Here is a 14,953-nt window from a genome sequence, read left to right as displayed (position 1 = left end):
TATCAAAGCGTTAACAATCACACTGAATCAAACGGTCTTAATTCACTAACGTAAGGATCTTTGATTTGACTATATCAAGCATGCTTCGGCTTATTTGCCTAGCTGCGATCTGGGGAGGTTCGTTTCTCTTCATGCGCATTTCCGCTAATGCTCTTGGCCCCGCTTATCTTATTGAGGCAAGGGTGCTATTTGCTGCAATGAGTTTGTTGGCTGTGGCTTGGTATATGAAAAAGACATTGGATTTCTCTGCACATACCAAGCACTTCTTTATTATTGGTTTGTTCAATACAGCGTTGCCTTTTCTATTGTTTGCCTATGCAGCGCAAACTTTACCCGCTTCCATTTTATCAATATTGAACTCAACCGCAGCGATATGGGGCGCGGCAATTGCCATTGTTTGGTCGAGAAGTCTACCAACGCTAAAGGTTATTACTGGTTTAATTTCTGGTGTTGTAGGGGTTTATATTTTAGTTGGGCTGGATAATACCCATCTATCTGATGGTTCTGGAGTAGCGATGATCGCAGGGATTATGGCTGCGTGTTGTTATGGCATCGCTAGTAACTATGCGAAAAGTGCCCCTAAAATTTCGTCGTTTGATAATGCTCACGGGAGTATGTGGGCGGCGTGTTTGATTGTTCTTCCTCTGCTGCCCTTTATGCCCATTAGAGAAATGCCAGACGCACAGATTTCGATTTCAGTGATATTGCTAGGTGTAGTGTGTACGGGGCTAGCCTACCTTCTTTATTTTAGGCTTATAGAGGATCTTGGCCCGCCATCAGCACTCTCTGTAACCTTCTTAATTCCTCTGTTTGGTATTCTATGGGGTTACCTATTTCTTGAAGAGCAAGTAGGCTGGAATACCGCTTTAGGTGCATTGTTTGTTATTGGCGGGACTATGTTAGTAACAGGTTTTTCTATAAAGAAAATGCTCGCATCAAATAGAAGAGTTAAGCATGAATACTAGTCAGCAACGCCATTACGATACTGTCGAAAAAGCGATTGTATTTATTAGAGAGCATATAAATCGGCAGCCAAGTCTTGGCGAAATAGCAGAGCATGTTCACCTTAGCGAATACCACTTGCAGCGTATGTTTACTGAATGGGCAGGCATTTCTCCAAAGCGTTTTATGCAGTCGATGACCAAAGAGCGTGCACTTGAGGTATTAAAGAGTTCCTCGAACCTTATTGATGTGGCTGACGGTGTCGGTTTGTCAGGAACAGGACGATTGCATGATTTGATTGTGTCCTGCGAGGCAATGACTCCAGGAGAAGTGAAAAGCTTGGGTTCGCAGTTGATCATCTCTTTTGGTGAGGCGCATACACCGTTTGGATTAGCGGTGATTGGCTGGACCGAAAGAGGAGTATGCTTTCTACAATTCGTAGATAGTAATGTTATTGAGACGGCATCGATACTGAAGGATCAATGGGCAATGGCCACATTCAAACAAGCAGATGCGCAAGGTATCGCCAATAGTATCTTTTCTGGTTCCGGTGATAAGGTGCACCTTCTTGTAAAAGGCACTAACTTCCAAATCAAGGTGTGGGAAGCGCTGATGAAGAGTCACACTGGAGAGTTATTCTCTTATGCTCAGGTAGCTGAATGTATTGGGTCACCGAAGGCCTCACGCGCGGTGGGCAGTGCTGTTGCATCTAATACCATTGGCTTTTTAATACCTTGTCATCGGGTTATTAGGGGAGATGGGGATGTTGGCCAGTTCCGCTGGGGCAGTGATCGCAAGGTCGCAATTCAAGGGTGGGAAGCGGCGCAAGTTGGCTAATTTATCCCCTTGTTTAGATGAGATAACAGATCAAAAAAGCCCGAGCATCAAAGATGCTCGGGCTTTTCAATGTTTAGTAATTGAACACGCTATCTTAGAAAATTAGATGTGCTACACCGGCGATGACTGGCAGAGTGATCAAGGTTCTTAGAATGAAGATGATAAATAGTTCACCGATATTCACTGGAATCTTGCTGCCCAGTAGTAGAGCACCGACTTCTGACATGTAGATAAGCTGTGTTACTGACATTGCTGCAATTACAAAGCGAGTCAATTCGCTGTCGATAGAAGCAGCCAGAATAGATGGAATGAACATATCAGCAAAACCGACAACGATGGTTTGTGATGCTGCTACTGCTTCAGGAATAGCGAGAAGTTCAAGGTAAGGTACAAATGGTTTACCCATAATCGCAAATACAGGGGTGTACTCAGCGATAACCAACGCGATAGTACCTAGGCCCATAACAACCGGTAGTACACCAAAAACCATATCTACTGCGTTTTTCACGCCTTCTTTAGCGACTGCGCTAACCGAAGTAACTTGACCTGCCTTGCGTAGTGCCAAGTCCATACCCCAAGAGAAGGTCGAATGTCCCGCAGGAATAGCGTTCGCATCATGATCTGGCTTTGAGCCGTCGATGAATACGTCTTTCTTACGGCTCAATGGAGGAAGACGTGGAATAATCACTGCCGCCACAAAGCCTGCTAAGCAGATAGCGCCATAGAAAGGTAGGAATAGGTGTTCTAGTTCAACTTGAGCAATAACCACCAAGCTAAAGGTAATCGATACAGCTGAGAATGTGGTACCAACAACAGCAGCTTCGCGTTGAGTGTAAAACTTGCTTTCGTATTGCTTGCTGGTCATCAAGATACCAACACTACCGTCACCTAACCAAGACGCCATACAGTCGATAGCTGAACGTCCTGGAAGGTTGAATAGCGGGCGCATGATTTTACTTAATAGCGTGCCAAACAACTCCAGCAAGCCAAAGTTAAGTAGGAAAGGAAGAAGCAAGCCAGCAAAAATGAATACAGAAAATAGTGTTGGTAGTAATCCGTCTAGAACCAGTCCGCCCGTATTTTCTTCCCAGATAGCTTCTGGACCCACCTGGAAATAGGTCAGTGCAACAGCAAGACCACCAATAATACGCACAGTCAGCCAAAGTGGTGATGGCTTGAACAGTCCATTTAAGAAGTCATTATCTTCGATAACGCGCGGCGTTTTGATAGCACACAATAGTGATGCCAATGCCATACCAGAAATGATCAGTGTAATAATACCAATCAAGCTACCTTCAAGTGCACCTTGTAGAGTCTTGGCTAGTACAGCAACAGGGATCGTTAGGTTACCGTCATAGCTGATTGGAGCCATGAACAAGAACAGTCCGATGATCGAAGGGATGAAGAACTTCCAGAAATTGCCTTTGACAGGCTGCTCAGCATCATTCGGTGCTGGTTTATTTGTTGTGTTAGTTTGCATTGTTAACTCGTGCTTAACGTCTAAATAAGGACACTAGAATTGTTATGTTAGATAGCTCAATTGTGAATCTATCAAATTGCGCGCAAGGATAAGCATCTTCGCATTCGATAGCAATACTATTCATTAAAAATGTCTATTTATTCAGGGCGAGATTCTGATATTTATGATCTCTGCCATGTTTTGTAACGACATTGTGTGCATTGTAAGAATTTTGTTGCTTTACAAGAAGTGCTCCATTTGCTCTGAAAACTGCACCCAGTCATGTTTGCGTTCTTCATAAACAGAAAAGCTAGGAGGCGGGAAATCTTGAACATCGAAGACACCCATTGGGATGACCGCATACTCTCTTGCTGCTGATAATGAAAGTAACATTGTGGTGCCGCATGCTGGACAGAAGCTATGTTTGACTGAGTTGTTGCTGTCGGCAATTCTTGTGAAATGGTTGAGGTCCCCATTAATGGCGACTTGTTCTAAAAGAAAACGAACTTGGACTCCGAAAACACTCCCTGTTCGTTTCTGACAAGAGACACAGTGGCACAAAGCTGAACGGATAGGATCGCCTCTAGTGATAATCTCAATTTGACCACAGCTACACGACGCCGTACGAACTTTCTGCATTTTTGTTCCCTCCATGACCCTTACAATACTAATCATAGCAATGAAATTTGGCTCAGCTAGGTCAAGATATTCGCAAACTGTGACAATAAACCGGTGCCTTCCAAAGACATAAAGGTAAGATCTTCCACTATTCTTGTGCGAGATCTCTTACAAAGTCGTAGGAGAATAGGATTATCTCAACCAGAAAATAACGTATGAATATACTTAACTCATTGAATTTATAGTGATTGGTGGATAATCCAACAATTTTTCTGTTGAGTGAAAGTCTCACATCTATTGTTAGTAAGGCCAAAAACGACGAAACTTAAGTTGTCAGCAGGAAGCAGACACTATGGATTCTTCAGGATGGAGAGCAACGACTAGGATTGTCGTTGAAAAAGGACATAGGACATTGTACGGATACAGAAGTTACTAGGATGGTAACTTGCAAAGGAAAGCAATGGACACCTCTAGGATAGAGGAAAGGAACAAACATCAGGATGATGTAAAGGACACCGCTCAAGGAACAAGTGAGTGATACCAGTAAGGATATTGGTCAGCCAGGATAAGGCATTGGACACCGCTAGGAAGGCGAGAAAGGATTAAGCTTAGGATAAGCACACTATCATGGATTAGATGCATGGAGCACTTTTAGTAGCCGGACTGCTGCGAGTAAGACTATAACCCCGATGGGCGCAAGCCCTCGGGGTTTTTCTTTGTCTGGAGTTTGTGTTTTGTGACAATTAATCAAACGTCATCTCAGGAAATTCCATGGGAATTTATCTGGGACCTTAGAGAGTGCCTAATCGGGCAATGTGCATCCGAAGGTTCTGGATAAGCTCATTCGAGCTTTCCAGAATGACGGGTTTAGGTGATTCGCGTTGTGATCATAAATCAAACGTCATCACGGAAAATTTCGAAGAAATTTATCTGGGACCTTAGAGAGTGACTAATCAGACAATGTGCCCCCGAAGGTTCTGGATAAGCTCATTTGAGCTTTCCAGAATGACGGGTTTAGGTGATTCGCATCGTTATCATAAAGTGAACGTCATCCCGGAAAATTTCGAAGAAATTTATCTGGGAACTTGGAGAGAGCCTAATCGAGCAATGTGCCTCCGAAGGTTCTGGATAAGCTCTTTTGAGCTTTCCAGAATGACGAGTTTAGGTGATTAGCATTGTGATCATAATTAAACGTCATCCCAGAAAATTCCATAGGAATTTATCTGGGATCTTAACTCAAGCAATGATCGCCCTTACGAGTTCTCTGTCTTGAAAATATGCACATCGCGTTGAGGGAACGGTATGGTAATGCCATTCGCGTCAAACTGGCGTTTAATCTCTTCGGTTACATCCCAGTACACATCCCAGTAATCATCTGTTCTTACCCATGGGCGAACGATTAGGTCAACAGACGATTCGTTTAGCGTGTGCACCCTTACGTTCAACTCAGGATTTTTAAGTACTCTGTCGTGGTTTTCTAAAACTTTAACCGCAATTTCTTTTGCAAAATCAAAATCATCGGAATAGGCAATACCAAATACCATATCGACACGACGAACGCGCTCTGAGGTCATATTGTTGATGACATCACCCCAGATTTTGTTGTTTGGAATCACTAGGGTTTGGTTATCTAGAGTACGGATTGTGGTTGATACCAAGCTCATGTGACTGACGTTGCCTTGAATCCCTGCAACTTGAACTAAGTCTTTCACATCAAATGGGCGATAGATAAGGATCATAAGCCCTGATGCAAAGTTAGACAGGGTGTCTTGCAATGCAAAGCCAATGATGACACCTGCAACCCCGAAACCAGTAAGTAGAGGCCCAAGGTTGATGCCGACCTGAGACAGAGCGATCAGCAAGCCAATAAAGGTTACGGCTTTAGCAACGATGGAGATAAAGAAGTCTTGCATCAACACACTAAAGTCCATCTTCGAGTGCGATACACTTTTCTTGACTAGATTGGCAACAACCCTCGATAGGATTCGAGTTACCCACAAAATTGCCAAGAACACGAGTAACTTAACCACAATTGACGGAGAGTTATCTAGCGCCCAATCTTTAAATGAATCAAGCCATTCAGTGAGCAAACCAAATGCTACGTTCACATCCAGTACGTCCGCATTAATGTCACCTGTCATGGCAAATAAGGTTTGCTTGTACTCTGTAACATCGAGTCCAAAATCAGACATTAAGGTAACAGTGTTATTCATGCTTGAGAGCAAGAAGCGTTGTAACTGTGAAAGAGCAAAAATTTGCTTCTCTAGGTCTGGTTTATCCGCTTCAATGGTGTAGTTCATGCGCTCATCAAGTGCCGTTTTTCGGCTGTCTAAATAGATGACGATGTCGTATAGCACCTCACTACGTTTCTGAAGATCTTGCTTGAAGCCTGATTCGTCTAATTTTATGCCTAGGGTTTTAGCCCAACCAAAAGTAGTCGCGAGTTCAGTGTAATAAATATCGACACTACTGATCCTTTGTTGAGTTAAAAACTGGTATTCCGCCTTTTTGGCAGCATCAGCATCCCGAGTATTGCTAAACAGGGTTTCGGCTTGTTTATCTGCATGCACTATTAACATTTGTAGCATGCTCGCCTGAGCTGGGATAAGAGTTTTTAGCTCTTTTGCATCAGGAGATTGCGCTACTAAGTTTGAAATATTTTCCCTCAGTACAGCATTCTTGCGTCGTAAGACGTCTTCAAGAAAAAGCGCTTGCTCTCCTTTAGCTGCCTCTATCTTTTCCAGTTGAGCTGTAAATTGCTGTTGTTGCTGTAACAAATGGCTGCTATCAGCTGCTAGGGCAATACCAGCAAATAAATTGCACAGTAAAACCAACAATAGTAATCCTTTACGCATGATGAGATCTCTTTGAAATTGTTATAAAAAATATGAGGTTACAGATGAGCTACCTTAGCTGGGAGTATAGTTAAACTTTGGTCTGTTCGCTGTGTAATAACAGCGAATTTCGCTGATTTCTTGAATGTTATCCAATCTAAACTAGCATTTATTAACAATAATGTAACATGGTTGTATCGTAGGGTTGCTCAGATAATCCATCGAGTGTGTGATGAATCTTTTAGGGTGCGCATACCTGACCTCTGTCGTTCAGATATGCATTGACGTTCAAATGTTCTGATGAGCTGGGTAAATTCCGGCCTCAACATTGGCTCACCAGGAGGGTGATACGCCTAATGCGAGACCATAAAGTAATGCGATCATTCGTGAGAGTAGTCGACCGGCTACGCGTGTGGTTTTTCAGCTTGTGTTGCGGGGTGCTTTTGGGCATGCCGAGCATGGTTGCGGCTGAAAATACTGCTTCTTCCTTCAATATGACCCAAGGCGTAACAGAGATAAGTGGCAAGGTGTATCACTTACACATGCTTATTTTTTATATCTGTGTCGCGATAGCTGTCGTGGTATTTGGAGTGATGTTCTACTCCATCATCAAGCATCGTAAATCCAAAGGCGCAGTCGCCGCTAATTTCCATGAAAGCACCAAGGTCGAGATTATCTGGACCATCATTCCAATCCTTATTCTTATCGGTATGGCTATCCCCGCGACTAAGACGCTAATTGAGATGGAAGACACTAGCGAGTCTGATATTACGGTTAAGATCACCGGATCGCAGTGGAAGTGGCATTACAGTTACTTTGACCACGATGTTGAGTTTTTTAGTTACCTTTCCACTAGCAATGAACAAATTGAGGGTACGGACGAGAAGGGAGAGCATTATCTTCTTGAGGTGGATAACGCGTTGGTGCTTCCGATAGGCAAGAAAATTCGCTTCTTAATGACGTCTGATGATGTGATTCACTCTTGGTGGGTGCCTGATTTTGCTGTGAAAAAGGACACTATCCCAGGCTTCATCAATGAGGCATGGACCAAGATTGATAAACCGGGAATCTATCGCGGGCAGTGTGCAGAATTATGTGGTCGTAACCATGGCTTTATGCCCATCGTAGTTCAAGCTGTGGAGGCTGCAGAGTTTGATGAGTGGATAGCGGCTAAAGAACAAGAACTGGCGGCAGCCAAATTAGAAGAGCAAAAAGCCCTAGAAAAAACGTTGAGCATGGATGAGTTGATGGCATTGGGTAAAGACGTTTACGAAGGTCGTTGCGCAGTTTGTCACCAGAGCAATGGTTTAGGTGTTGCGAATGTATTCCCTGCGATGAAAGGCAGTGCAGTAGTACTTGGGGACGTGAATGGTCATATCGACATTATCGTTAACGGTGTCAATGGTACTGCGATGCAAGCATTTGGCACTCAGTTAACCGCAGAAGAGATCGCCGCTGTTGTAACTTATGAGCGCAACGCTTGGGACAACAATACGGGTGATATAGTGCAAGCTTCCGATGTTAGTACACAAATGAATGCAGAGGGTGAGTGATGAAAGAGTTCGATAAAACCTCTACCTATGAGAGCACTGCCACCGATGATCTTAATGCGGGTGGAAGTGCTGATCATGATCATCATGGACCTGCGAAAGGTTTAGCACGTTGGATTTACTCAACAAACCATAAAGATATAGGAACGCTATACCTATGGTTTAGCTTGATCATGTTCTTCACCGGCGGTGCGATGGCAATGGTTATTCGCGCTGAGTTATTTCAGCCTGGCCTGCAACTCGTTGATCCTCAATTTTTCAACCAAATGACCACAGTGCATGGCCTAGTGATGGTGTTTGGTGCTGTTATGCCTGCCTTTACCGGCCTGGCTAACTGGATGATCCCTATGATGATAGGGGCGCCAGATATGGCCCTTCCGCGAATGAACAATCTGAGTTTTTGGATTCTGCCATTTGCTTTCTTAATTCTACTTAGCTCGCTGTTTATGCCGGGAGGCGGTCCTGATTTCGGTTGGACTTTCTACGCGCCGCTTTCTACCACTTACGGCCCAGACAGTACCGCTTTATTTGTTTTCTCTGTCCATATTATGGGTATCAGTTCCATCATGGGAGCGATCAACGTCATCGTAACCATCTTCAACATGCGCGCTCCGGGTATGACGCTGATGAAGATGCCCCTGTTCGTATGGACTTGGCTGATTACCGCATTCTTGTTGATAGCGGTAATGCCGGTGCTGGCGGGTGCTGTCACCATGGTTCTAACGGATAAGTACTTTGGTACCAGTTTCTTTGATGCGGCTGGTGGTGGTGATCCCGTGATGTTCCAACACATTTTCTGGTTCTTTGGGCACCCAGAGGTTTACATCATGATTTTGCCATCGTTTGGCATCATTTCAGCCATTGTCCCTGCGTTTAGTGGCAAGAAGTTGTTTGGTTATCACTCCATGGTATACGCAACGTGTTCTATCGCACTACTGTCATTCTTAGTGTGGGCACACCATATGTTTACCACTGGAATGCCGGTGTTTGCGGAGATCTTCTTTATGTATTGCACCATGTTAATTGCCGTGCCCACAGGGGTGAAGGTGTTTAACTGGGTCGCAACTATGTGGCGAGGAGCGCTTACCTTTGAAACGCCGATGCTGTTTGCTATCGCCTTTATTGTGTTGTTCACCATCGGTGGGTTCTCTGGGTTAATGCTGGCAATTGTCCCTGCTGATTTCCAATACCATGATACCTATTTTGTGGTGGCACACTTCCACTATGTCTTAGTGTCAGGAGCGGTGTTTTCTATTATGGCAGCGGCCTACTATTGGCTACCAAAATGGACGGGCAATATGTACAACCAGAAGCTGAGTCTACTTCATTTCTGGACATCGATTATCTCGGTAAACGTGCTGTTCTTCCCGATGCACTTCCTAGGATTGGCAGGTATGCCTCGTAGGATTCCTGATTACGCCATCCAGTTTGCAGATGTGAATCAGATAGTCTCCATTGGCGGTTTTGCGTTTGGATTATCGCAGCTGATATTCCTATGGGTGGTTATCAAGTGTATCCGAGGCGGTGAAAAAGCCCCAGCTAAGCCGTGGGAACGGGCTGAGGGTCTAGAGTGGACGGTACCGAGTCCAGCACCGCATCACACCTTCTCAACACCTCCTAAAGTGGACTAAACGTTATGAGCAAGGGAATGTCGAATAGGAAATTAACACTGGTACTGTGTGGGGCCACCGTTGCTATGTTTGGCTTTGGCTTTGCTCTTGTACCCTTGTACGACATCCTTTGTGAGCAATTGGGGATTAACGGCAAAACGTCTACAGTGGCAGTGCAAGAACCCGAAGCGATGCAAGTGGATGAATCTCGAACCATTAAGGTCGAATTTGTCTCGCATATCCCCCCTGGCTTACCTATTACTTTTGAGCCTCAATCTAAGGTGATGAAGGTGCACCCAGGACAGGTGATTCGCACAGCCTACATAGCAACCAACGAATCAAAAACTGCGTTAGTTGCTCAGGCTGTACCTTCGGTGTCTCCCGGATTAGGTGCAACACATTTCAATAAAATCGAATGCTTCTGCTTTAACCAGCAACCACTTAGTGCCAAGCAAGAGGCTGAGTTGCCACTGATTTTCTATGTAGAGCATGACCTACCAGATTCTATCCATACGCTCACTCTGTCTTATACGTTATATGACATCAGTGATAGCGTTGATGACAGTGACCAGAAACTCGCTTCCCTAGCTGTGCCAAACAAATTAGCTGTGCCAGACAAATTGGCTGTATCGGAGCAATTGGCGCAGACACATGACACGCAAGGAGATGCGTTATGAGTGACAAACACGAAACGTATTACGTTCCAGCCCAAAGCCAGTGGCCTTTAGTTGCTGCTTTTGCATTGTTTTTTGTTGCCGTTGGAGCCGGACTGACTGTTCAGACCATGAATGAAGGTGGTTTATTGGGGCCTTGGCTCTTAGCCATTGGCTTAGTCGGTTTGTTGGTGGTGTTAGCAGGTTGGTTCACCAACGTGGTTCAAGAATCCTTGTCCGGTTATTACAGCGCACAAATAGCACGCTCTTTTAGACAAGGTATGAGCTGGTTCATCTTCTCTGAGGTGATGTTCTTTGGTGCTTTCTTTGGTGCACTCTTCTATGCACGAATGTTCTCTGTACCTTGGTTAGGGGGCGCAGACAATAATGTGATGACCAACGAAGTGTTGTGGCCGACCTTTGAAGCTATGTGGCCGTTAACCTTGACGCCCGGTGGAGATACAACGCAAGCGATGGGCTGGCAAGGTTTACCGCTAAAGAACACCGTTATTTTGCTGCTTTCTTCTGTGACGTTACATATGGCTCACATTAGCCTTGAGCAAAACAAGCGTATGGCGCTGGTGGTGTGGTTGGAGTTGACCATAGTGTTGGCAGGATTTTTCCTTTTCTTCCAAGCAGAAGAGTACATCCATGCCTATCAGGATATGGGACTGACATTGCAGTCGGGTATCTATGGCAACACTTTTTTCTTGCTAACGGGTTTCCATGGGATGCACGTATTTATTGGTACGGTATTTCTCATCGTGCTGTTATTTAGAATCAGTAAAGACCACTTTACTCCTAAAGATCATTTTGGGTTTCAAGCAGGAAGTTGGTACTGGCATTTTGTTGATGTGGTCTGGCTGTGTCTGTTTATCTTCGTGTACGTCATATAAATATTAAGCTGAATTAGCTAATACGGCCGCTGATTTGGAACCACCCATCCGAGTTTCAACGCAAGGATCAAAAATAGGATAACGACAGCAGATAGCGCGACACGACGACCAAGATAGCGACTCATAGGTACCTTAGAATCAGGCTCTTCTCGCACCATGTGTATCATTGCAAGAGCCAGATTGAAGACGATAAACAGCAGTAAGAGGATGATGATTAATTTGAACAGCAGTGGTGACATCAGGTCTCCTAGGTCTTCAGCAAAAGTGCTGTGGATAGTAGCGACTGTCTTAACTGTGGTTCTGTTTTTGGTTCTGGTCAAACTGGGTTTTTGGCAATTGTCGCGCGGAGAGGAAAAGTTGCATCTCGAGCAACAGCTGCAAGATAGGGAGCAGATGACTCCTATGGTGATTGAGCAATTAGCAGCAATGGACAGTGAATATACCCTTACTGGGTTCCCTTTGCAGGTAGATGTTAGACCGGAAGCATTGCCCCTTATTTATATCGATAACGTGACGCACGAGGGAAGGGTGGGTTATACCGTATTGCAGCCAATGTCTGTCTATTATCAGGGGGAAAAGCAAATACTGCTGGTTGAGTTAGGGTTTGCCAAGGCTCCTTCAACGAGAGATAGATTACCACCAGTCAACAGCATTGGAGCTTCAGAAAATTTGGTCGGTCGTGTGTACGAGAGAAGTATTAACCCGTTAAGTAGCGATGTGATGCAAGAACCAATGCTTGAAGGGATTCGCATTCAAAACCTGAATATACAGCAATTATCTGAGGTGCTAGACACCCCCTTGTTTGGCTTTGTCCTTCAGCCCTTCGCCTTGCCAAGTAATCATTTACCGAGGATTTGGTCGCCTTATCCAATGACCTCACAGAAGCACTTTGGGTATGCATTTCAATGGTTTGGTATGGCAGTTGTTTATGCCCTTCTTGTTGTCTTGTTTGTGGTAAGAAAAAGAAAAGTTAAGGAATGACTATGCATAGCCAAACGATTAATCCTCCGCAAAAACAAGGGCGCTTAAAGCTACTGGCTTTGATCCTGATATTTACCTTACCTGTTATTGCCGCTCACCTGATATTGAATCAAGGATGGTATCAGGCCGGGGTTACCAACAAGGGAGTGCTTATTGAGCCGAGGTTCACCTTTGAATCTGCGGATCTTGTGAGCCCTGTGTCTGAAACCTGGCAGCTAGCCTTCATTGTCCCTGATAAGTGCGATCAAACCTGTGAACAAAGATGGCACTTATTGAATCAGAGTTATATTGCACTTGGTGCTTACAGTGAGCGCGTGGTGGTGACTTTATATGTGTCAGAAACCGCTGATAAGAGTTGGCTTGCCACTAACCAATCTAACTACCCCATTTTACAGTTGAACTCGAAGCCTGTTCCTGTTGAGTCGCAAGATTATTTACTGGTTGACCCATTGGGACAGTGGGTAATGCGTTACCCACAAGCTGAAGCGAGTGCGCTTGTCGCGCAAAATAAAGGACTGATCGCCGACGTACGCAAAATCCTTAAGCTTTCACGAGTAGGGTAATAGTCTGAGTATGCCAAAACGAGATAGGTAAGGAGAATATATGCAAGGACGCATTTCAATACAAAGATTGACCTGGTTAGCCTTAGCTATGACTTTTGTGGTGATTGCATTAGGTGCATACACTCGACTAGCAGACGCAGGTCTTGGTTGTCCTGATTGGCCAGGGTGTTATGGAAAAATTGCCGTGCCAATGCAACCCGAAGACATCGCTAAGGCAGAGATGTTGTTTCCTGAGCGAGCAGTAGAAACACACAAAGCATGGCTAGAAATGATACATCGCTACTTTGCAGGTACATTGGGCCTCGTGGTATTTGCTCTCTCTTTTCTTCTTTGGAAAAGTTCAGCTACTGGTAAAGTTTTCCCTATCGTATTGAGCGCGGTGATTATCGCTCAAGCTGCCCTTGGTATGTGGACCGTGACGCTGAAACTCATGCCTGTGATTGTCATGCTCCATCTGCTCGGTGGATTTACGCTATTCAGTCTTCTCGCCTTGCTCATGTGCCGATTGAGAAATACACAGAACGCTTCGATAAACTTGTCCCATTCATCATTGTCCACCCTGCGAGGCTTTACGGTATTTGCTACAGGGGTCTTACTTCTTCAGATCATGCTTGGAGGCTGGACATCATCTAACTATGCCGCCCTGATGTGCACGTCTTTACCAATATGCCAAGGTGATTGGCAAAATCACCTCGACTTTGGCAATGCCTTTAACTTCATCCAAACAGGCTTTGAAAATTATGAATTCGGGGTGCTGGATTACGGGGCGAGAATGACCATACATGTAACGCACAGGGTAGGGGCACTGATTACAACTTCTGCCTTGCTTTCGTTAATGGTGTTGTTGTGGCGCAGTTCATTGCCAGCGGCAAAGGTCTATATAAGAGCCATTGGCTTTGGCCTTGCGGTTCAGGTCTGGTTGGGCATCGCTAATGTTATTTTCCATCTTCCTCTTATCAACGCAGTAATGCATAACCTAGGCGCAGCACTGTTATTGGTAACCTTAGTTGCAACCAATCATTTCGTATGGGCTAGGGTGACTGCTTCTAACCCACTGACACAGGATTCTGAAAGGGAGTATTCAGTATGAGCAATCTTGCCGGTTCGCAAACACTAACGAGAACCAGAAGCACCTTTCAGAGTTACTATCAACTGACTAAACCTAAAGTGGTTGCGTTAATGTTGCTCACGGCTGTAGTGGGGATGTGTCTTGCGATGCCCGGTGCTTTGCCATTGCAGCAATCATTGCTCGGCTTATTGGGTATTGGTTTGATGGCGGGTTCGGCCGCAGCCTTTAATCACCTTATAGATCAACGTATCGACGCCATCATGGCGCGTACTTACAAGCGTCCTTTGCCTTCTGGTGACTTGTCCTCAGCCAAGGTATTTCTATTTGCGACCTCAATTGGCGTGGTTGGATTTATAATATTGGTGGCAGGGGTGAATACACTAACAGCGGTGCTCACCTTTGCGAGTTTACTTGGCTATGCCGTTATCTACACTCTATACCTCAAGCGCGCCACTCCGCAGAACATCGTGATTGCCGGAATCGCAGGTGCAATGCCACCACTTCTCGGGTGGGTGGCAGTGACAGGTGAGTTGCACGCGAACGCGTGGCTACTGGTTATGATTATCTTTATCTGGACCCCCCCTCACTTTTGGGCACTGGCTATCCACCGCAAGGATGATTACGCTAAGGCAGACATCCCAATGCTCCCAGTGACACACGGTGTTGAGTACACCAAAACCAGCATCTTGTTGTACACCATCTTGCTTGCCTTAGTGTGTGCGATGCCTGTTTTAGTTGGCATGAGCGGTCAGATTTATCTCGCAAGCTCAACCATTCTCAGTGCAGGCTTTATTTACCATGCTTGGAAGTTGAAATACAAAGCTGATAACAAACAAGCAATGGAGACCTTTAAATTTTCTATCTATCACTTGATGCTGTTGTTTGTCGCTTTGCTGGTGGATCACTACATTTAAAAAGGAGTCTCCGTTTCCTTCACGTCG

General features: G+C 45.0%; 13 protein-coding genes and 1 pseudogene. 10 read left to right on the top strand and 4 right to left on the bottom strand.

The annotated features are described in order from the left end of the window. Positions 1 to 80: 80 nt before the first annotated feature. The gene (locus OCU46_RS16485; RefSeq protein WP_141270689.1) at positions 81 to 965 is read left to right on the top strand and encodes a DMT family transporter; all 885 of its coding nucleotides are present in this window, start codon (positions 81 to 83) and stop codon (positions 963 to 965) included. Then, positions 955 to 1,779, top strand: coding sequence for a methylated-DNA--[protein]-cysteine S-methyltransferase (locus OCU46_RS16480; RefSeq protein ID WP_141270516.1), 825 nt, complete (start codon positions 955 to 957; stop codon positions 1,777 to 1,779). Before OCU46_RS16485 ends, OCU46_RS16480 begins: the two co-directional genes overlap by 11 nt. Positions 1,780 to 1,873: 94 nt before the next feature. Here the strand turns inward: OCU46_RS16480 and OCU46_RS16475 are convergent, their stop codons facing one another. From OCU46_RS16475 to OCU46_RS16465, 3 genes are all read right to left on the bottom strand, one after another. Continuing rightward, a complete protein-coding gene (locus OCU46_RS16475) occupies positions 1,874 to 3,259 on the bottom strand; it encodes a YjiH family protein (protein ID WP_141270518.1) in 1,386 nt (461 codons plus the stop codon). Between the two features lie 219 nt (positions 3,260 to 3,478). Then, complete coding sequence (locus tag OCU46_RS16470; protein ID WP_141270520.1) at positions 3,479 to 3,877, bottom strand: GFA family protein; 399 nt, start codon at positions 3,875 to 3,877, stop codon at positions 3,479 to 3,481. Between the two features lie 1,232 nt (positions 3,878 to 5,109). Next, the gene (locus OCU46_RS16465; RefSeq protein WP_141270522.1) at positions 5,110 to 6,711 is read right to left on the bottom strand and encodes a mechanosensitive ion channel family protein; all 1,602 of its coding nucleotides are present in this window, start codon (positions 6,709 to 6,711) and stop codon (positions 5,110 to 5,112) included. Between the two features lie 428 nt (positions 6,712 to 7,139). On the opposite strand from OCU46_RS16465, the gene coxB reads away from it, so the two are divergent. The 4 genes and pseudogenes from coxB (at position 7,140) to OCU46_RS16445 (ending at position 11,399) form a co-directional block, all read left to right on the top strand. Then, positions 7,140 to 8,243, top strand: coding sequence for a cytochrome c oxidase subunit II (gene coxB / locus OCU46_RS16460; RefSeq protein WP_244311365.1), 1,104 nt, complete (start codon positions 7,140 to 7,142; stop codon positions 8,241 to 8,243). Between the two features lie 68 nt (positions 8,244 to 8,311). Then, positions 8,312 to 9,871 (top strand): annotated as a pseudogene (gene ctaD, locus OCU46_RS16455) (cytochrome c oxidase subunit I); the annotation flags it as partial. Positions 9,872 to 9,888: 17 nt separating this feature from the next. After that, positions 9,889 to 10,527, top strand: coding sequence for a cytochrome c oxidase assembly protein (locus tag OCU46_RS16450; RefSeq protein ID WP_141270528.1), 639 nt, complete (start codon positions 9,889 to 9,891; stop codon positions 10,525 to 10,527). Next, entirely contained in the window at positions 10,524 to 11,399 is an 876-nt protein-coding gene (locus OCU46_RS16445; RefSeq protein ID WP_141270530.1) for a cytochrome c oxidase subunit 3, read from the top strand. The genes OCU46_RS16450 and OCU46_RS16445 overlap by 4 nt, the downstream gene beginning before the upstream one ends. 17 nt (positions 11,400 to 11,416) lie before the next feature. Here the strand turns inward: OCU46_RS16445 and OCU46_RS16440 are convergent, their stop codons facing one another. After that, the gene (locus OCU46_RS16440) at positions 11,417 to 11,638 is read right to left on the bottom strand and encodes a DUF2909 domain-containing protein (RefSeq protein ID WP_141270532.1); all 222 of its coding nucleotides are present in this window, start codon (positions 11,636 to 11,638) and stop codon (positions 11,417 to 11,419) included. Positions 11,639 to 11,663: 25 nt separating this feature from the next. Here OCU46_RS16440 and OCU46_RS16435 point away from each other — a divergent pair, with 25 nt between their 5' ends. The 4 genes from OCU46_RS16435 to cyoE are packed head-to-tail and all read left to right on the top strand — an operon-like array spanning position 11,664 to position 14,926. Beyond that, positions 11,664 to 12,380: an SURF1 family protein gene (locus tag OCU46_RS16435; RefSeq protein WP_244311366.1), complete on the top strand. Its 717-nt coding sequence runs from the start codon at positions 11,664 to 11,666 to the stop codon at positions 12,378 to 12,380. A gap of 2 nt (positions 12,381 to 12,382) precedes the next feature. Further along, positions 12,383 to 12,943 (top strand): hypothetical protein, encoded by a 561-nt coding sequence (locus OCU46_RS16430; protein WP_141270536.1) that lies wholly within the window; start codon positions 12,383 to 12,385, stop codon positions 12,941 to 12,943. A gap of 40 nt (positions 12,944 to 12,983) precedes the next feature. Next, positions 12,984 to 14,033: a COX15/CtaA family protein gene (locus OCU46_RS16425; protein WP_141270538.1), complete on the top strand. Its 1,050-nt coding sequence runs from the start codon at positions 12,984 to 12,986 to the stop codon at positions 14,031 to 14,033. Next, positions 14,030 to 14,926 (top strand): heme o synthase, encoded by an 897-nt coding sequence (gene cyoE / locus OCU46_RS16420; RefSeq protein ID WP_141270540.1) that lies wholly within the window; start codon positions 14,030 to 14,032, stop codon positions 14,924 to 14,926. Before OCU46_RS16425 ends, cyoE begins: the two co-directional genes overlap by 4 nt. The last annotated feature ends 27 nt before the right edge of the window (positions 14,927 to 14,953 follow it).

Origin of the sequence: Vibrio comitans, from assembly GCA_024346835.1 — a bacterium.
GTDB lineage: Bacteria > Pseudomonadota > Gammaproteobacteria > Enterobacterales > Vibrionaceae > Vibrio > Vibrio comitans.
Note: the sequence above shows the minus strand (reverse complement) of the source record. Positions and strands in the feature narration are given on the sequence as shown.